The following is a 17,637-nucleotide window of genomic DNA, read 5'->3' on the forward strand; positions in this document are numbered from 1 at the left end:
ACCCACCGGCACCAGCAAGGATGCGGACAAGGACTCTGGCAAGAGTGGTGGGGATCTTCCCAAGGCCGAGGGCCCGGTCGCCAAGGGCAGCGAGGGAGTCACGGTCAAACGAGGCGGCGGGGACGACAAGCTGACCTTCGTGCTCAAAGAGGTTACCCGCCGCGGCAAGTACCTCGTCGGTGAGGTCAAGGCCACCGGCGGCCCCGGAGGCACCAAGACCGGCCCCGCCGACTGGCTGCAACCGACCCAGCTGGCCGGAAGCGCCCGTGGTGAGGAGGACACCAAGCTGCTGGGCGCGGTCACAGGGCTGAGCCTGCTGACCGCCCAGACGCGCTACTACCCGGTCGACTACACCACCGCCCAAGGGGCCCACCACCCCCTGAGCGAGATCACCGCCGACAACAAGCTCGGAGACGGCGACGCCACCACCCTGACAGTGGTGTGGCCCGACACCGGGCAGGACACCGTCACCCTCGATCTCGAACCCTCCAAACGCCCCACCCGCCCCAACAACCCCTTCCGCCTCACCGACATCCCCATCAAAGGATGAGTGAAGGCCACCGTCGATCGACTGCGGTACGTGCTCTCAACGGCTGGGACGCGGCGTTCCAGCCGGTTGCCGGATCTGGGACGGGCGGGCTGCCACGACACCTGACCAGCGCGTTCCTTCCGGATCCGGCAGCTCGACGCGCTCATCCGAGCATTGACATCAAGGCAGCTTGATATAAAATCAATTGTATGCGAAAGGTCGCAACGCCACCGGAGGCCCCCCTCGGGGACGACTCCGCCGTGGTGCAGCTGTTCAAGGCTCTCGCACACCCGATGAGAGCGAGCATCGTCCATCGCCTTATCAGCTCACCGGCGGATGTCACCGAACTGGTGACCTTCCTCGGCGTGTCACAACCACTGGTCTCCCATCATCTGCGGGTTCTGCGCAACGCCCATCTGGTCGAGTCGGTCCGCGATGGGCGCAGGCAGAGCTATTCCCTGATTGATGACCACGTCGCATCGATCTTCATCGACACCCTCGAGCACACGAAGGAACATGATCATGACTGCCACCACTGAGCACCGCCCCGCTGAAGCCCACCACCACACTCATGGCCCGGACTGCGGCCACCTTGCCGTTATCCACGGCGACCACGTGGACTACATCCACAACGGTCACGCCCACCACGAGGACAACGGCCACTACGACGAGTGCGACACCTGCTCGTGCGAGCACTGCTCGGACCCCTGCGCCGTGTGCGAGTGCACCGACTGCTCCTGCCCCACCTGCAACCACAACACCTGCTCGTGCGAGCACTGCTCGGACTCCTGCTCCTCGTGCTCCTGCGAGGACTGCTCCTGCCCCACCTGCACGCACGCCGCCTGAGCGCGCTAGCAGGACCACGAAAGGCCCGGAACCCACAGCGGGGTTCCGGGCCTTCAACGCTCGAGTTCTCACAACGACGGCGTGTCAGTCCTCATCAGTCGTCTGCGGACTGCGGGACAGCGTCGACCCCGGTCTCCTTGCGCTGCTCGGGCGTGATCGGGGCGGGTGCCTCGGTCAGCGGGTCGAAGCCACCGCCAGACTTGGGGAAGGCGATGACGTCACGGATGGAGTCGGCCCGGGTTAGCAGGGAGACGATGCGGTCCCAGCCGAAGGCGATGCCGCCGTGCGGCGGGGCGCCGAACTTGAAGGCGTCCAACAGGAAACCGAACTTCTCCTGAGCCTCCTGCTCGCCGATGCCCATGACGTTGAAGACGCGCTCCTGGACGTCGCTGCGGTGGATACGGATGGAGCCGCCACCGATCTCGTTACCGTTGCACACGATGTCGTAGGCGTAGGCCAGGGCGTTTCCCGGGTCGGTGTCGAAGGTGTCCAGGCACTCAGGCTTGGGCGAGGTGAAGGCGTGGTGGACTGCGGTCCAGGCGGACTTGCCCAGAGCAACATCGCCGTCGGCGCGCGCCTCAGCGGAGGGCTTGAACAGGGGAGCGTCCACCACCCAGACAAAGGACCATTCGTCGTCATCGATGAGCCCGCAGCGCTTGCCGATCTCCAGGCGGGCGGCACCCAGCAGGGCACGCGAGGAGTCCACGGGGCCGGCGGCGAAGAAGATGCAGTCGCCGGGATCGGCACCGGTAGCCTGGGCGAGTCCGGCCCGCTCGGTGTCGGTGATGTTCTTGGCGACGGGGCCGCCGAGGGTCCCGTCCTCGCCGACGGTGACGTAGGCCAGGCCCTTGGCGCCGCGCTGCTTGGCCCACTCCTGCCAGGCGTCGAAAGTCCGCCGCGACTGGGAGGCTCCGCCGGGCATGACGACGGCGCCCACGTAGGGGTTCTGGAAGACCCGGAAGGTGGTGTCCTTGAAGTGGTCGGTCAGGTCCACCAGCTCGCAGCCGAAGCGCAGGTCGGGCTTGTCCGATCCGTACCTCTCCATGGCGTCGCGGTAGGTCATGCGAGGAATGGGGGTCGGTAGGTCGTAGCCGATGAGCGCCCATACCTCGCGCAGCACGTCCTCGGCGACGGCAATGACATCGTCCTGCTCGACGAAGCTCATCTCCACGTCGAGCTGGGTGAACTCGGGCTGGCGGTCGGCGCGGAAGTCCTCGTCCCGGTAGCAGCGGGCGATCTGGTAGTAGCGCTCCATGCCGGCGACCATGAGGAGCTGCTTGAACAGCTGCGGGCTCTGCGGCAGGGCGTACCAGGAGCCCGGTGTCAGGCGGGCGGGGACGAGGAAGTCGCGAGCTCCCTCCGGGGTGGAGCGGGTCAGGGTCGGGGTCTCGATCTCCACGAAGTCGTGGGAGTCCAGGACCCTGCGGGCGGCCTGGCTGACCTTGGAGCGCAGGCGGATGGCGTACTGCATGGAGCTGCGTCGCAGGTCGAGGTAGCGGTAGCGCAGCCGCGCCTCCTCACCGACCTGCCCGGAGTCCTCGGCGTGGTCGGAGACCTGGAAGGGCAACGGGGCTGAGGCGTTGAGGATCTCGACGTCGGAGACGACGACCTCGATCTCGCCGGTGGGCAGGTTCGGGTTGGCGTTGCCCTCGGGACGGGCGCTCACCTCACCGGTGATGGCCAGGACGTACTCGGCGCGCAGATCGTGGGCGATCTCCTCACGGATAACGACCTGGGCGATGCCCGAGGCATCCCGCAGATCGATGAAGGCCACGCCTCCGTGGTCACGACGCCGATCCACCCATCCGGTGAGGGTGACGACCTGGCCGATGTCTGAGGCGCGCAGGGAGCCTGCGGTGCGAGTTCGCAGCACGGTGCTGGGTTCCTTCCGTGTGGGGCACTGAACCGGTACCCGTCGGGGCGCACCACGAGACGGGTGGGCGCCGGCGGCAGTTTACAAGGAGCTCGGCGCTCGGGCGTCAGGCGCAGTCTCGGTCGTGCCGCGGCCGTCGTATCCCACCATCAAACCATGGCTCGACGGCGCTGATAGGTCGCCATCCTGCGACGGTTGACCGCCACGAGTACCGACAGCACGACCAGGATCATGCTGAGCATGAGGATGGAGGTTCCGATGATCGGAAAGCCGGTCGGTTCTGCACCTGGACCGGCCGCCTGAATGCCCGAGGCTCCAGAACCATGCGATCCACCCGTTGCGGCAACCTGGTGGGGTGGCGGCGTCGGTGCCGGCGGGACAGTGGGAGGGGCGGCTCCTCCAATGACTGTGACCCCTGAGACCGTGAAGTAGGGGCTCTTGTTGGTGTAGCCCGTCGCGATGCTCTCCTGGGAGGCCGCCCCCTGCGTTCCCGAGCCCCTGAATCGCAGCCAGTGATTGCCCTGCTCGACGTACTCCGGCAGCTCGAAGGAGCCGGAGGCGGTGCCGTCCTGCTCGATCGTGATGGAAGTGACCACCTCGGGCTCGGAGGAGCGAGAGGCGACCAGCGCGCCGTCATCGATGAGGACCTGCACCGTCACACCAGCGGGAAACCCTGAGACCGTGTACATGATCGTTCCCCCGACGGCGACCGTTGACGGGCTGATGGTCGAGGCGGTTCCCGTGGTGGAGGGATCGGTCCTGGTATCGGCTCTGACTGTGGGGCTCGTGGAGACCAGTACCACCAGGGAGGCGAGTAGGACGGAGCAGACGACGATGAGCATGTGCGGCGTCCCCGCGAGGCGGTGGCCACCGATCCGACGCAGAACCGCCGGCACACGACGATCACGCCGGGCGGGCTGAGTCCGGGTCATCTGCCCCTCACCTCCTTTCGGCAGCTGCATGTCCTGGCTCCTTGACGATGTCATTGACGATCTCCTGATGCGTCCCGTCAGCGCCTGCGTGGCATTCGCGGTCGCCGCGGAACTCGCGGAGCGCGAAGCGGCATCCCTGAGTACGCAGCCACCAGCAGGCTGCCGGCGCCGACGACCAGCAGTCCCCCGGCACCTCCCAGAAGCATGTCGTTGACGCTGAGTCCCCTGGAGGTCTGCGCCTCCTTGTCGTCCGGGAGCGTCAGAAGCTGGGCCTGTGCCGGGTTCCGGGGGTCGAAGGACGCTGAGGTGATCTCCAACTTCGCCCAGCCCAGAAGGCTGTTGTCACGATCGGCCACCGCGAGCTCGTAGGACCCGGACTCCAGCGTCGAGATGTCGATGGAGACGCTGTTGGTGTCGTCAACCTGCACCCAGCCCTTGGTGGTGGCTCCGGGGAAGACGAACACCGATACCCACTCCCCCGCTGAGACCTTGGCCTTGGGGAGCACGAGGTTGACGATGTTGCCCTGCCGTGACCCCGACAGGGAGCCGGCGTTCTCCGCGCTCAGCTGCGCCGAGCTGGTCACCGGAGGAACCGGGTTCCGGTCAGGACGGACAGTCCGGTCCTCGGAGGCGGTTGTCTCATCTGAGGGCTGCGTTGAAGGCACGGACTCCTCCGAGTCAGAGGCCGTGCTGGCATTGCCCCGGCCACTGTCCTGAACCCGTTCCCGATCGGTGCCGGGCTCAGCCGGGACATCCGCAGCCGGCGAGCCGGCTCCCGATCTGCTGGAGCCCGAGGCTCCCTGGGATCCGCTGTTGGAGGCGGTATTTCCACCGGAACCGCTGCTGGTGCCATCAGGGCCGGGCGAGAGGGGGGAGCCCCAGTCGGCACCATTCCCGCGTGGACCGGCCATGATGGAGGGACCTGAGGTCGACGCCGGGCCGACGGGCTGCGCGGGCCTGGCGGCGGGAGCGTGCGAGGGCTCGACAGCCGGGACAGACGACGGCTCTGGCGTCGGCTCGATTGAAGGAGCTGGGGACGGATCTGGCGCCGGGCCGGTCGACGGCGTCGGAGACGATGTGGGCGCAGCGGTCGGTCCAGCGGTCGGAGCCGGATCATGAGCCGGGACCTCGTAGCTGAACACGTTGGTCGGCCTGGTCGGCCCCGTCCCGATGGGCGAGATCCGAAGGTAGTAGTCACTCGTCTCCAGATCGGCTCCCGCAAAGAGAGAGGAAAGGATGACCCGGGCGTCGAAAGATCCCCTGGTGAACGAGACGGGCACCGAGGCCGTTTGTGGGATGACATAGCCGCCGTAGGTGACCAGCTGAATCTCGATCGGCTTGTCGCCCTCCAGCATCGCGCCATTGTCGCACCAGTTGCTGCCGGAGAGCCTGATGCTGCTCTCAGGCTTGTAGACCGGGCGGGCGCCCCTGGGGGCCGAGCCATCGGGATTGAGGACGGTGACGGTCGGCTCCGCCTTGCAGGTTGCGTTCGTCGGAGTCGATACGGGGTCCGGCGCAACCGTTGGCGTCGGCTGCGCAGAGGGCATCACTGTCGGCGATGGGCTCGGAGCCTGCGTCGGCTCTGGAGCTGGTTCCGTGGTCGGCTCCGGCTCGGGGCCGGCAGTCGGATCTGGCGTCGGCTGCGCGGTCGGCGCAGTGGTTGGTTCGACGCTCGGTTCCTCCGACGGCTCAGCCGTGGGCTCCGGAGAAGGAGGACTGATGACGTCAGGGCTCTGCTTGACGAAGGAGAACATGCCCGTCGTAGCGCTGACCGTTCCGCTGGTGTAGGTGAGGCTGAAGAGCTTGGAACCGACGTCCCAGCTCTGGTCACCCGTTACTTCGCGCAGTCCTTTGACAAGATAGTCGGTGGGGAGGAAGGCACTCTGCTCACCACTCCCGAGCTCTGGATCGAGCTCGACCTTGAGCCCGGGAATGAGGTAGGAGGATACTGTACCCCCGTCAATGACATTCACAGTGACACTCGGGTCCGACAGGAGCCGACCACCGTCATGGCACCAGCCGGTCAGGACGGCATCGATTCCGACCCCGAAACCCGTCTCGTAAACCGGGACCACATACTCCGGCTTGGACTGCCCTTCAGGGTAGTTCACGAATGCTGCGGGGTGGCATTCGTTTGCCGCGCCGGCATCACTGACGACCTCGCTCTCTGTCAGAAGAGGCATGGCCGCAACACCCGCGGTGCTGGTCAGAACACCGCAGGCCGTCATGAAGCCAAGAATTGCGCGTGCACCGAGCCTGGTGGAGGGGCGGGCAACAAGCAGGCGCTGAGCGTAGTGCATCAAGTGGTCTCGTTCATGGGCAGGGACAGGTGGACGTACTCGTACGGCGCGCGGATAGTTTCCGTGGACGACGAGGAAAGGAACGCACCAGTCGGAGGGCACGACCGCCTTTCGCAGACGATGATAGACGGACTACTCCCCTCTAAGAATCCACTATCTCCAGAGAACATCGCCTGCGGCGTCGATTCCTGATTAAGTATACACAGCGGTAACCCGACAATCGGTCGGGTTGAGACCATTCGGAGCCGGGATCCTTGGGGAAACTCGAGCATCGGTAACGATAAGTCGGGGTACGTGACCCTTTTGTAGTCAAGATTTCTTTTAAGTCTCGGTTTTATTGTGCAGTATGTCGGGGCCGTGCAGCGCATCCGCTGCGCTGCACGGCCCCGACATACTGACGGTCCGAGCGGATTGCGGTCAATGACCGCTCCCCTCTCAGGCGCAATGTCGGACGCGCATGAGGAGGGCACCTCCGAGCAGAAGACCGGCAGCCACCACCCCCACACCGATCGAGGTACCGGTACGTGCCAGGCTTGAGCCGCGCTGATCGACTTCGGGCACACTGTTGGCCGCAGCCGCAACCGTGGCGCCCCCTGGAGCTGCTGCACCGAAGGTCACCGCAACGGGGGCACTGCTCGAGCCGTTGCTGAGGCTGCTACTCGTTGGATCGGCAGCCGCACCACTGGGATCAGTGAAGCCAGACGTGGGCGCACTGGAGCTGTCCGGGGCGGCGCCGGGCGATGCCCCGGCAACGAGAGAGAAGCGCTGGACATAGTCGTTCTTGGTGTTGCCATCGCGGCTGCCGCCCTTGTTGACGGCGTAGACGTTCCCCCGTCCGTCGAACTCGACGTGATTAGGGTTGCGTCCGGCGTCGATGGTCTGCCTGACGGCACCGTCAAGGTCGTGCACGGTTATGGTGCCGGCGTTGCGGTTGGTGACGTAGACCAACGAGTTGACCGAGTCGAGTGCCACGTTGAGTGCTCCGGAGGAGACGTCCTTGCCTTCGGCGTCCTTTACGCCTGTGGCGGTGACGACCTGGTTGACCACCGTGCCGTCCTTCTCGACGACGACGAGGTCGCCAGAGCCCTGGCTGGCGATATAGATCCGCCCGGTTGCCGGGTTGTAGGCGACTCCGGAGGCACGTGCGACACCGGCGGGCAGGGGCACCTCGGTGGCACTGCCGGAAGCGACATCGATGATGGCGGCCTTGGCGCTGGAAGCCGATACCGTCACAAGCGTCCCAGAGGCCTCATCGAAGGACAGGGACATGGCGCTGAAGTCGTCTGCGTCCTGCCCCACCGTGATATCGGCCAGCTGAGTGTTGGTCGACGTGTCGAACACGGCGATCTTGTTGGAGCGTGCACTGCTGACGTAGGCACGGTCGCGCGCCGCGTCGATGACGACGTCACGGCTGTGGGGGACGATGTCCTTGTCGAACTGCTTGATGAGCTTGAGCGTGTCAGCGTCGTAGACGGCCACGGTGTTCTGACGGGTGTTGGTCACCCATACGGTGCCGCGCTCGTCATCGACGGCCACCCCGTAGACGGCGTAGCGGGCCCCCTCGAGCGGCTTGCCCTCACGGTCGATGGCGGTGGGGTCGATCTCCGGGACCGCGTGGTTCTGGTAGGCCAGTGTGTCGGCGTCGAGCTTGATCAGCGACGACTGGCTCACAGGAGGCCGACCGACGGCGGAGGTGACATAGAGGGAGTTGCGGCTCGGTGAGTAGGCGGTCTGATAGAGACCGGGGGCGACAGACGACTCGATCCCGGAGATGCTTCCGGGCTCATTGACGGTCCCCGGCACGGCGGTGACAGCGGCATTCCTGTCAATCCCCGAAGGATCGGAGGCCGCGTCAACCACCGTGGCGGCAGGAGCGGGAGCCGGAGTCTCCTCGACGGCGTGGGCCGCCGAGGCGGCCATCCCGGCAGTGCTCAGTGCCAGAACGGACGTCAGCGCTCCTGCCCTGGCCAGAAGACCCCGGCGCGAGCGGATCGTGGACGGATTCGTGGACTCGGGTGACAGAACCTGAGTCGAGCGAGGGATCATGGCAACCTCCGTGAAAAAACCGGCGCTCAGTCCGGGATGTTCGGGGACGAGCCCGCTGAGCAGCGGGGCCGATTACCTAGGACACCAGACCGACATGAACTCAGGTACACCTAAGTAACATACGGCACGTTATCATTTCTTTTTTGTCGATCAGTGAGATGCCCGTCACCCTAGCTTGATCGGAGAGGACGTAAGGAACGCCCCGCCGCTCGGTTCTCAGCGTTGTCAGCCTCCCGCGCCTCTCTTAGAGACGGCAGCCGCGAGCGGGAGTGCCCTCAGGTAGCCCGGCCGCTAAGCCCCAGGTCCTGCTCATGAGCATCAAGCCCCCACGACAGGCCGTGACGCCACCAGGCGTAGTCGTGCCCGCCACGCTCCTCACGATACTCGAGCAGTGCCCCTTCGGCCGCGAGAAGCTCCGAGACCGCGCGAGCCCCCTGACGCAGGCCGCCCTCATGCACGCCGCACTGAACCACCAGTCGCGCCTCCAGCCCATCACCACCCTGTGAAGGCCGGCTTTTCTTCGGACGCTGCAGGCCCCGGGCCTCGGAGCGGTGGCGCAACCAGCTCACCAACTCCCCCTCACCCTCTCCTCGGCGCTCCGAGCCAAGCCAGAAGGAGCCGGACTGGACAATGGCACGGGCGGCCAGCTCGGGATGATGCAGAACGAGGTCGGCTGCGGCAACCCCTCCCAAGGACTGCCCGGCCACCACGATCCGATCCGGGCGCCACATGCAATCACCACCGTCCTCAGACGAGGCGGCAATCATGCGGCCCTGACCGCAGACCGCCCGTCGTGCCGCCTGCAGGCAACTGCGGAGCAGGTCTCTGCTGCGTCGCGGGTCCGCCAGGTCGCGTGTGCGCATCGCCAGGCTGCCGGAGTCGATGAGGAGCAGATCCCAGTGACAGGACCTGGGAGCCAGGTGGTCGACGGCGTCGTTACCGCGCCAGATGTTGCCGTCGAGCAGGATCAGCAGACCGCGCTCACACCGCCTGCCGGAGGATCCCGGGACACGATCCCCGCACCACAGCGTGACTCGGCGCCCGGCATCGCCTGGCGCATCAAAACCTCTGAGAGCCTCATCCTCCAGGTCGAACCGGATGCCGTACCCGTGCTCACCACGGCTACGTATCGATATCGGGCCTGCCAGGGTCTCCGGAGCCGTCATCCAGTCCGGGTGCAGCACGGCCCTGGGGCCCTGCCACATCGAGGAGACGAGGCCGAAGCCGTCGTGCAGACGGTCGGAGTTGAAGGGATCCGCCCGCCCCTGGGCGTGAACGCGCCTCCAGCACTCGCGCCGGGCGCCGGCGTCGTCAGGGAGCGGGTCACGGGTCACGACGGTCCGGTAGCCCAGGAGAGCATCCTGGGGCAGCAGGACGTGAAGCGCCCACCAGCTGGTTCCGGGAACCCGGGCGGCGAGCGCCGGAGCGATGTGGGTGCGATGGTTGTCCGTCAGGGTGTTGAGATGGATGAGAACGCTGGGACTGGCGCCGTGCTGCTGGTCATCGCGCCACAGGAAGGTCGCCTCCACCATGTCGACCCCATCGACGACGTACGTGTCTCCTAGGACAGGCGTACCAGAGGCTGCAACGGCCGCCAGGTCGGTATCGTCGGGAGCAGGCGGCCACCACGCCGGGGTGGTGCGAAGCGGGCCACCGTCCTGGGTCACAGGAGTTGGAACCAGCTGTCTCCACCGTGCCTGTGGCGCAGGCAGCTCGTCGCCACGCACCTCACTCACGCCGCCGACTCTACAGCGGCCCAGTATCGATTCCACAGTGATCCGGCGATGGGACGATCCCACCATGAGACGACTGGCAGGCTTGCATTGTTCCGGGGAGGGTGGCGTAGGGTAGCCGTCATGACGCACATCGTTTTTACGACCACGACCGCTCCCGGCGCACAGGCGCTCGCGGTCATGTGTGGTGCGCGGATGTGTTGTTGTCGAGCCTGTTGATTCCTTCCCCTCACCCGGTACTGGACCGGCCCGGGAGACGCGACGACGCCTCAAAACAGCTCTGACAACGGCCGAGAATAACGATCGGCCACATGACTTCCTGGGTTCCCGTGTCGCCACATTTCATTCGTCAGAGCACGGGGGCGCCTTTCTGCAAGCCCTGATGGACTGAGGTTGTTTCCTCACCTGCCCAACTCGCTCCGCTCGGGCTTCTCGTGCTCCTCCTCCACCGTTTTCAAAGGGATGCTTCAGCATCTTGCGCATCGAGGCTCGTTCCCACCACCACAGGAGAAACCATGTCCACGTCCTCGTCCTCTCAGCCGTCCCAGTCCTCAGACTCCTCGACCTCCGCTCCGTCAGATGCCGAGATCGTGGAGTCTCAGGAGGTCACGGCTGAGAACGCCGCCGCGATTCTGGCAGCCGATGACGGCATCGATGACCTTGATGCCAATGAGACGGACCGGTCGCATCGTGGCAAGCCGTCACGGCGCACGCTGCTCACGATTGGGGGGCTCGCAGCCGCTGCCGTGGTCGGTACCGGTGCGTACCTGACGATCCGGCGCGCCAACCAGGGAGTGATCGGGGCCCACGAGGCGCTCCCCCTGGTGATCGGCGGCGACATCTGCGCCGCACCGCTGTACGCCGCCTACCACCAGGGCTTTTTCGACGACGCGGGACTGAAGGTCACGCTCGCGCGCACCCAGCAGACCGAGGACACCAAGGACGGCGTGGGCGCTGGTAAGTACATTGGTGCTCCTGGAATCTTCTTCTCCTGGCTGGAGCCGATCTACAACGGCCTCAACGCCAGGCTCACCGCGGGGCTCCACGCCGGCTGCCTGCGCCTGGTGGTGGGCAAGGACTCTCCGTATCAGAGCCTGGCTGACCTGAAAGGCGCCACCATCGGCGTGCCGTCACTGTCATCATCCGCCTTCGCCTACTTCGCGATCGGACTGTCCGAGGCCGGCATCAACGTCAATCCGGATAGAGGTGACATCACGTGGCGCACAGTCGATGCGGACTCCTTGGGGACCGCTCTGGCTGACGGTCAGGTGGACGCCGTCATGGGTTCTGACCCCGGACCGCTGCTTCCCGTCTTCAACGGAACGGCCCGTGAGCTGGCCAACAACGACGCTGAGGAGTTCTGCTGTTCGGTGGCACTCAACGGGGACTTCGTACGTAAGCAGCCCAAGGAGGCGAAGGCTCTGACCGAGGCATGGTTGAAGGGCTCGGCCTACGTGCCGGACCACATCGAGGAGATCGCCAAGATCGAGGTCGACAACGACTACGTTGCCGCGGACCAGGACGTCGTCGTCCGGGTGCTCAAAACATACGGGTTCAAGGCCTCGGCCTCCAGGTTCCGGGCCGCGATCGAGCCCGGCATCGAGAAGTTCAAGGGAACCGGTTTCATCACATCGGACGTCTCCGCCCGGAAGCTGACCGACACAGTCGTCGCCGACCTCGGCATCAAGGACTGATTGACGATGCCCACCGAGGTGAGACCCACGACCACATCGACCACATCCGCCAAGCCCATCGACGACAGGCATCCGCAACCGCCCTCCTCCACAGTCAGGCAGAGTGCACCAAGCGATCGCCGTCCCGACGCAGGCTCTCTTCTGAGCACCACGGCACTGTTCCTGTGGCTGGCCTACCTGGTCATCGTCATTGCCCTGCCGGAGGCAGACCTTCTCCGCAAGGGGTCAACCACTCCGGTCACAGTCCTCGCCGGTACATGGCTGATCGCCCTGATCGCGTGGACACTCACGGCACGGGTCCGACCGGCATCCTCGGCAGCGAGGTCACTGACTCACTTCCTGCCCTGGATCAATGCCGCCGGCGTATGGTTCATCGTCTGGCAGCTGACGACATCCAAGCTCGGACTGCTCACGCCCCCGTACTTCGCCGCCCCGGAAGTACTCATCGCCTCCTTCCTGGGTGATTGGAGGCTGCTGCTCAGCTGCCTGGGCGCCTCGGCGCTGCTCTTCATCATCGGGTACACGGCTGGATCGGTGCTGGGGTTCTTCACAGGCCTGCTCATGGGCTGGTCGAGGCGCGCCGACTACTGGTTCCATCCGCTCCTTCAGACCATCGGCCCGGTTCCTGCGGCCTCGCTCCTTCCACTGGCGCTGCTGCTGATCCCGACGACGTACGCCTCAGCGGCCTTCATCGTCGGCTTCGGCGCCTGGTTCCCCATGGCGACCATGACCCGCGCGGGCGTACGCTCCGTACGCCGCGACTACATCGATATGGCCCGCACGCTGGGAGCCGATGAGCTCTTCCTCATCAGACGGGTGGCCGTGCCGTCGGCGCTACCGGACATGCTCACCGGCCTGTTCACGGGGCTGGGCACCTCGCTCGCCGCCCTCATGACCGCCGAGCTGACCGGAGTCGACAAGGGCCTGGCCTGGTACATCAACTGGGTCAAGGGCTGGGCGGACTACCCCAGGATGTACGTGGGCCTCATCACTCTGGTGACCTTCTGCCGCACGCTCATGGTCCTCCTGTTCAAGATCCGCTCCTCGCTGCTGGCATGGCAGCAGAACCTTGTGAGGTGGTGAACCGATGTCTGCCGGTTCCACGACGGCTGCTGCCACGCCGCGGGTCTCGCCCCCATCCGTCCCCCGCGGCGCACAGGTCGATCTGACTGGTGTCTCCCACAGCTACCCCTTGTCCCATGACCTGGAGCACGGATGGTTCCATCTGCTGCTGCGCCAGGTCTCCCCCGCTGCGAGGGCTCGCTATGAGGCAGAGACTGCCAAGCCGGATCAGCTCCCCGTGCTCAATGACATCGACCTGACGGTCGCCCCTGGCGAGTTCGTCTCGCTGGTGGGGCCGTCCGGGTGCGGCAAGTCAACGATCCTGAGACTGCTGGCCGGGCTGGAGCAGCCTGTCGAGGGCAGCGTCACCGTCGATTCCAAGCAGGTGACCGGGCCCTCGCCTCTGCGTGCGCTTGCGTTCCAGGACGCCACGCTGCTGCCGTGGAGGACCGTGCGGGACAATGTCGCCCTGGGCCCTGAGGCCAGAGACCGTATGGAGCGCGACCAGCGCCGGGTGGAGGCCGCCCTGCAGATCGTGGGGCTGCGAGACTTCGCCGACGCCTACCCCGCCACGCTCTCAGGCGGTATGGCTCAGCGGGCCTCGCTGGCCCGGGCCCTGGTCAACCGGCCCCGGCTCTTCCTCCTGGACGAGCCCCTGGGCAAGCTCGACGCCCTGACACGCCTCCAGCTCCAGGACGAGATCATCAAGCTGTGGGAGTCCCAGCGCTTCACGGCCGTCCTGGTCACCCACGACGTCGACGAGGCCCTGCGCCTGTCCCACCGAGTGGTCGTCCTGTCCGAGCGCCCCGCGCGCATCGTCGCCGACATCGAGGTGCCCGAGCACGACGAGTCGAGTGACGAGGTCCGTGAGCTGCGTCGAAAGATCCTCGGCCTGCTGGGCCGGTGAGTGGGACACGAGACGGACCTCACCTGTGATCCGGCTCGTGGAGGCGCAGAATACTGCCATTCTCCCGTAGCCTGGGATGCAGGAGCGATCCGTGCCCTGTTGACCCCGTTCGGGTCCTGCCACACCTGGTGTGCGGCAAGAGTGTCCCGTGAGTCTGTGCGTATTAGCCCATGAGCCATCCGGTCATGTCCGGGTGCGGGGCGAGTGTGGTGGGCCAGGTACGGCAAAGAGCGGAGGACAAAAGGTCCTCCCCCACACTCCGCCGCAGTCCCCGACCACGTCAAGGGGACAGATATGGGAAAACTTCATGACTACCTCCAGCAGCAGTGTGCCCGGCGCCTCCGACGACGCTCAGAGCACCGAGGGCAGCGGCCCCCTGAGCCTCGATGCGCTCTTCTCCGCCGAGCTCTCCGGCGGCCGACCGGCTGCCCCCGCCGACACAGACAGCGACGACGGCGCCGACCGTGCTGATGACGTCGTCGCACCGCACCACTCCGACGGCTTCTCCTCACCCGAGGACTTCGCCACTCCCGCCTCCTCCGACTCCCCGGAGGACCCAGCGGACGTCGGTCACGAGGACGAGGCGGACGACGTCGACCAAGACCGCCCAGAGGCCGACCCGGAGGACGGGGCCGACGACTCCGAGGAGGACGACGGCGTCGACATCGATGAGGACGAGGTCGACGGGCACACCCCCTTCATCGACACCGACACTGATTCCGGCGAGCGCCAGCAGGACGACGAGATCACCTTCGCGGACCTGGGCCTTCCCAGTGACCTGCTCAAGGCCGTCACCGACATGGGCTTTGTGAGCCCGACCGCCATCCAGAAGGAGGCGATCCCGGTCCTGCTGTCCGGCCGTGACGTCGTCGGTGTCGCCCAGACCGGAACCGGGAAGACGGCGGCCTTCGGGCTGCCGCTCCTGGACGCCGTCGACTCCCGTGACAGCGTGGTCCAGGCCCTCGTCCTGGCACCCACCCGCGAGCTCGCCCTCCAGAGCGCCGAGGCCATCACCGATATGGCCGCCCGCTCCCGCGGGCTGGACGTGGTCGCCGTGTACGGCGGCGCCCCCTACGGCCCCCAGATTGGCGCGCTCAAGGGTGGTGCCCAGGTCGTCGTCGGCACGCCCGGACGCGTCATCGACCTCATCGACAAGGGAGCTCTCCAGCTCGACGACGTGCGCTACTTCGTCCTGGACGAGGCCGACGAGATGCTGCGCATGGGCTTCGCCGAGGACGTTGAGACGATCGCGGAGTCGCTCCCCACCGAGCGGCGCACCGCACTGTTCTCCGCAACGATGCCTCCGGCCATCCAGGCCGTGGCGCGCCAGCACCTTCACGAGCCCGTTCAGGTTGAGGTCTCGCGGCCGGCCTCCACGGTCGCCACCGTGCACCAGACCTACGCAGTGGTGCCCTTCCGCCACAAGATCGGCGCTGTCTCCCGGGTCCTGGCCGTCACCGACGCCGAGGCTGCCATCGTGTTCGTGCGTACCAAGTCCACGGCCGAGGACGTCGCCATCGAGCTGGCTGGCCGGGGCATCCAGGCCGCTGCGATCTCCGGCGATGTTCCCCAGCGTGAGCGTGAGCGTCTGGTGGAGCGTCTGCGCGCCGGAACCCTCGACGTGCTCGTGGCCACCGACGTGGCCGCCCGAGGACTGGACGTGGACCGTATCGGACTGGTCGTCAACTTCGACGTGCCCCGTGAGGCAGAGGCCTACGTGCACCGCATCGGTCGCACTGGTCGCGCCGGCCGCCATGGTGAGGCCGTCACCTTCCTGACCCCCAAGGAGAAGGGCAAGCTCCGCCAGATCGAGCGCCTCACCGGCAGCCGCCTGGAGGAGATCACCCTTCCCTCCCCCGCCGACGTCTCCGAGCATCGGGCCCGAAAGCTGTTGTCGAAGGCCGCCGCCCGCCACGAGCGCGGCCGTCTGGACATGTACCTGCCGCTGGTGACCAGCTCTGCCCGGGATCTGGACATCGACGTCGAGGAGCTGGCGGCCACGCTGCTGGCTCTCGCCGTCGGAGACGAGGGGCCGCGTAGGCGCGAGGACCGTGACCGCGGCGAACGCCCCCATCGCGCGCGCCGGGAGGAGAACCTCGACTCCGAGGGGACCTTCCTGTCGGCCTCCTTCGAGGGCGGGCGGGAGAAGAACCGCCGCGGGGACCGGGGTGACCGCGGTGAGGGACACCGTTCGGCCATACGTTCAGGGCGCCGCGAGCACGAGGGCCCTGGGACCGTCTACCGCGTTGAGGTGGGCCACCGCGACCGGGTTCTTCCCGGCGCGATCGTGGGTGCCCTGGCCAACGAGGGCGGCATTGAAGGCTCTGACATCGGAAAGATCGACATCCTCCAGTCCTTCTCACTGGTTACCATCTACGCCGATCTCAGCCCCGAGCAGCTGAGCGTCATGGGCCGGGCCACCTTCGCCGGTCGCGAGCTGCGGATCCGTCCTGATGAGGGTCCGGGGCACGGCTGGTCCGGTCCCAACGGCGGGGAGCGTCGTCCCAAGCGACGCGACTGGGACGACCGCGGTGATCGCAGTGAGCGCGGGGATCGGTCGGACCGAGGATTCCGTCCGCGCCGTGACGACGGTGATCGTGGCTGGAAGGACCGTGACGGGCGCGGTGGTCGGGGCGGTTACGACCGCGGGGACCGCCGTGACAACCGCCGGTGGGAAGACCGTCGCGGAGACCGGGACGGCTTCCGGGGACGGCGTGACGACCGGGGTGGACGCGGCTACGACCGCGACGGCCGCCGGAATGATCGTGGCAATGGCCGTGGTTATGGCGACCGCAACCAGAACCGCTTCGGCGGCGGCCGCGGGGACCACCGAGGCGGTTTCCGCGGAGGGCGCGGCGATCGCTGAGCACCCGCTGAGTACCTGAGAGCTGACTGACACGGGCTGGGACGACGGCATGAGTTGTCGTCCCAGCCCGTGCTGCCGACGGTGATCGTCGCGCTGACGGCCGATCAGGCTCGACGGACCCGGACGGTCCCCATCTGGGCGCGAGCCCGCAGCTCGAGACGTCGTTCAAGCGACTCGGGATCGCTCTGACGAGGCAGGTCAGTGGTCACCCGGCCGAACTCGGAATGGCAGTCGGCCAGGACCGCAGTCCCCTCGGGCACTCCCACCGACACAGTCCCCAGCTGGCTGGACAGGTCCAGGAATCCTTCATACGCCTCAAGGACCTTGACGGAGCCGGCCTCCGTGTGGGCCGACACCGTGCCGGTCGTGGAGCGGATGCGCACCGAGCCGGCCTGGGCCCTCACACTTCCATCATGGAGCGTGCCGATGACGATGGAGCCGGCGTCGGCGTGCACCTGGGCACTCACGCAGTCACCCAGCCGGATCGACCCTGCCGAGGTACGCACCTGCACCTGCTCCCACCGGTGCTCCGCACTGATCGATCCGGCATCAATACTGGCGTCAAGGCGCGTGTTGTCGGGCACCGTCACACGCACACGAGATGCCTCCGGGCCCCATGGCCAGATACCAGCGAAACGCTCACGCCCCACGAGCGCGGTCTGACGGATGATCACCATGGCGCCGTCAGCAGTGACATCCAGAAGCGGTTCCAGAAGCTCATCAGCCTCGACAGTGACTGTGCACCCCACCCCCGGAGCGGTCACCACGCTCAGGGAGGACAGGTCCAGGATGAGGTTCGGCTGGGCGTCATCGGGAAGGTCGAAGGTCCAAATCGGCATAGGAGTTCTC

12 protein-coding genes and 1 pseudogene are annotated in these 17,637 nt (G+C 66.6%); 7 read left to right on the forward strand and 6 right to left on the reverse strand.

Annotated elements, in window-relative coordinates:
* From HMPREF9056_RS13095 to HMPREF9056_RS13490, 3 genes and pseudogenes are all read left to right on the forward strand, one after another.
* Positions 1-550, forward strand: a pseudogene (locus tag HMPREF9056_RS13095) (OmpA family protein); the annotation flags it as partial.
* 239 nt (positions 551-789) lie between these two features.
* Complete coding sequence (locus HMPREF9056_RS05015; RefSeq protein ID WP_253269942.1) at positions 790-1,068, forward strand: metalloregulator ArsR/SmtB family transcription factor; 279 nt, start codon at positions 790-792, stop codon at positions 1,066-1,068.
* The gene (locus HMPREF9056_RS13490; protein ID WP_009403419.1) at positions 1,052-1,375 is read left to right on the forward strand and encodes a hypothetical protein; all 324 of its coding nucleotides are present in this window, start codon (positions 1,052-1,054) and stop codon (positions 1,373-1,375) included. Before HMPREF9056_RS05015 ends, HMPREF9056_RS13490 begins: the two co-directional genes overlap by 17 nt.
* A gap of 94 nt (positions 1,376-1,469) precedes the next feature.
* Here HMPREF9056_RS13490 and aspS read toward each other — a convergent pair whose 3' ends face one another.
* The 5 genes from aspS to HMPREF9056_RS05040 form a co-directional block, all read right to left on the reverse strand.
* Positions 1,470-3,248 carry an aspartate--tRNA ligase gene (gene aspS, locus HMPREF9056_RS05020; RefSeq protein ID WP_034513902.1) on the reverse strand — a complete coding sequence of 593 codons (1,779 nt, stop codon included), beginning with the start codon at positions 3,246-3,248 and terminating at the stop codon, positions 1,470-1,472.
* Positions 3,249-3,397: 149 nt separating this feature from the next.
* Entirely contained in the window at positions 3,398-4,210 is an 813-nt protein-coding gene (locus HMPREF9056_RS05025; RefSeq protein WP_253269943.1) for a DNA-directed RNA polymerase II, read from the reverse strand.
* Positions 4,211-4,257: 47 nt separating this feature from the next.
* Positions 4,258-6,480 carry a hypothetical protein gene (locus HMPREF9056_RS14330; RefSeq protein WP_009403425.1) on the reverse strand — a complete coding sequence of 741 codons (2,223 nt, stop codon included), beginning with the start codon at positions 6,478-6,480 and terminating at the stop codon, positions 4,258-4,260.
* Between the two features lie 435 nt (positions 6,481-6,915).
* The gene (locus HMPREF9056_RS13100; protein ID WP_050793000.1) at positions 6,916-8,526 is read right to left on the reverse strand and encodes a hypothetical protein; all 1,611 of its coding nucleotides are present in this window, start codon (positions 8,524-8,526) and stop codon (positions 6,916-6,918) included.
* A 275-nt stretch (positions 8,527-8,801) separates the two neighbouring features.
* Positions 8,802-10,262, reverse strand: a complete 1,461-nt coding sequence (locus HMPREF9056_RS05040) for an enterochelin esterase domain-containing protein (protein ID WP_253269944.1) — start codon at positions 10,260-10,262, stop codon at positions 8,802-8,804.
* A gap of 512 nt (positions 10,263-10,774) precedes the next feature.
* Here HMPREF9056_RS05040 and HMPREF9056_RS05045 point away from each other — a divergent pair.
* From HMPREF9056_RS05045 to HMPREF9056_RS05060, 4 genes are all read left to right on the forward strand, one after another.
* Positions 10,775-11,953: an ABC transporter substrate-binding protein gene (locus HMPREF9056_RS05045; protein WP_009403430.1), complete on the forward strand. Its 1,179-nt coding sequence runs from the start codon at positions 10,775-10,777 to the stop codon at positions 11,951-11,953.
* 6 nt (positions 11,954-11,959) lie between these two features.
* On the forward strand, positions 11,960-13,036 hold the full coding sequence (locus tag HMPREF9056_RS05050) for an ABC transporter permease (protein WP_034513905.1): 1,077 nt from the start codon (positions 11,960-11,962) through the stop codon (positions 13,034-13,036).
* A 4-nt stretch (positions 13,037-13,040) separates the two neighbouring features.
* Positions 13,041-13,922, forward strand: coding sequence for an ABC transporter ATP-binding protein (locus HMPREF9056_RS05055; protein ID WP_009403434.1), 882 nt, complete (start codon positions 13,041-13,043; stop codon positions 13,920-13,922).
* A 307-nt stretch (positions 13,923-14,229) separates the two neighbouring features.
* The gene (locus HMPREF9056_RS05060) at positions 14,230-16,788 is read left to right on the forward strand and encodes a DEAD/DEAH box helicase (protein ID WP_009403445.1); all 2,559 of its coding nucleotides are present in this window, start codon (positions 14,230-14,232) and stop codon (positions 16,786-16,788) included.
* Positions 16,789-16,892: 104 nt separating this feature from the next.
* Here HMPREF9056_RS05060 and HMPREF9056_RS05065 read toward each other — a convergent pair whose 3' ends face one another.
* The gene (locus tag HMPREF9056_RS05065) at positions 16,893-17,627 is read right to left on the reverse strand and encodes a DUF4097 family beta strand repeat-containing protein (protein WP_009403446.1); all 735 of its coding nucleotides are present in this window, start codon (positions 17,625-17,627) and stop codon (positions 16,893-16,895) included.
* Positions 17,628-17,637 lie beyond the last annotated feature (10 nt).

It is taken from the genome of Actinomyces sp. oral taxon 170 str. F0386 (assembly GCF_000195595.1).
Taxonomy (GTDB): domain Bacteria; phylum Actinomycetota; class Actinomycetes; order Actinomycetales; family Actinomycetaceae; genus Actinomyces.

Excerpts from the sequence above, each read along its gene's own strand:
- HMPREF9056_RS13490 (WP_009403419.1), top strand. The coding sequence starts at position 1,052 with ATGACTGCCACCACTGAGCACCGCCCCGCTGAAGCCCACCACCACACT.
- HMPREF9056_RS05025 (WP_253269943.1), bottom strand. The coding sequence starts at position 4,210 with ATGCAGCTGCCGAAAGGAGGTGAGGGGCAGATGACCCGGACTCAGCCC.
- HMPREF9056_RS14330 (WP_009403425.1), bottom strand. The coding sequence starts at position 6,480 with ATGCACTACGCTCAGCGCCTGCTTGTTGCCCGCCCCTCCACCAGGCTC.
- HMPREF9056_RS13100 (WP_050793000.1), bottom strand. The coding sequence starts at position 8,526 with ATGATCCCTCGCTCGACTCAGGTTCTGTCACCCGAGTCCACGAATCCG.
- HMPREF9056_RS05045 (WP_009403430.1), top strand. The coding sequence starts at position 10,775 with ATGTCCACGTCCTCGTCCTCTCAGCCGTCCCAGTCCTCAGACTCCTCG.
- HMPREF9056_RS05050 (WP_034513905.1), top strand. The coding sequence starts at position 11,960 with ATGCCCACCGAGGTGAGACCCACGACCACATCGACCACATCCGCCAAG.
- HMPREF9056_RS05055 (WP_009403434.1), top strand. The coding sequence starts at position 13,041 with ATGTCTGCCGGTTCCACGACGGCTGCTGCCACGCCGCGGGTCTCGCCC.
- HMPREF9056_RS05060 (WP_009403445.1), top strand. The coding sequence starts at position 14,230 with ATGACTACCTCCAGCAGCAGTGTGCCCGGCGCCTCCGACGACGCTCAG.
- HMPREF9056_RS05065 (WP_009403446.1), bottom strand. The coding sequence starts at position 17,627 with ATGCCGATTTGGACCTTCGACCTTCCCGATGACGCCCAGCCGAACCTC.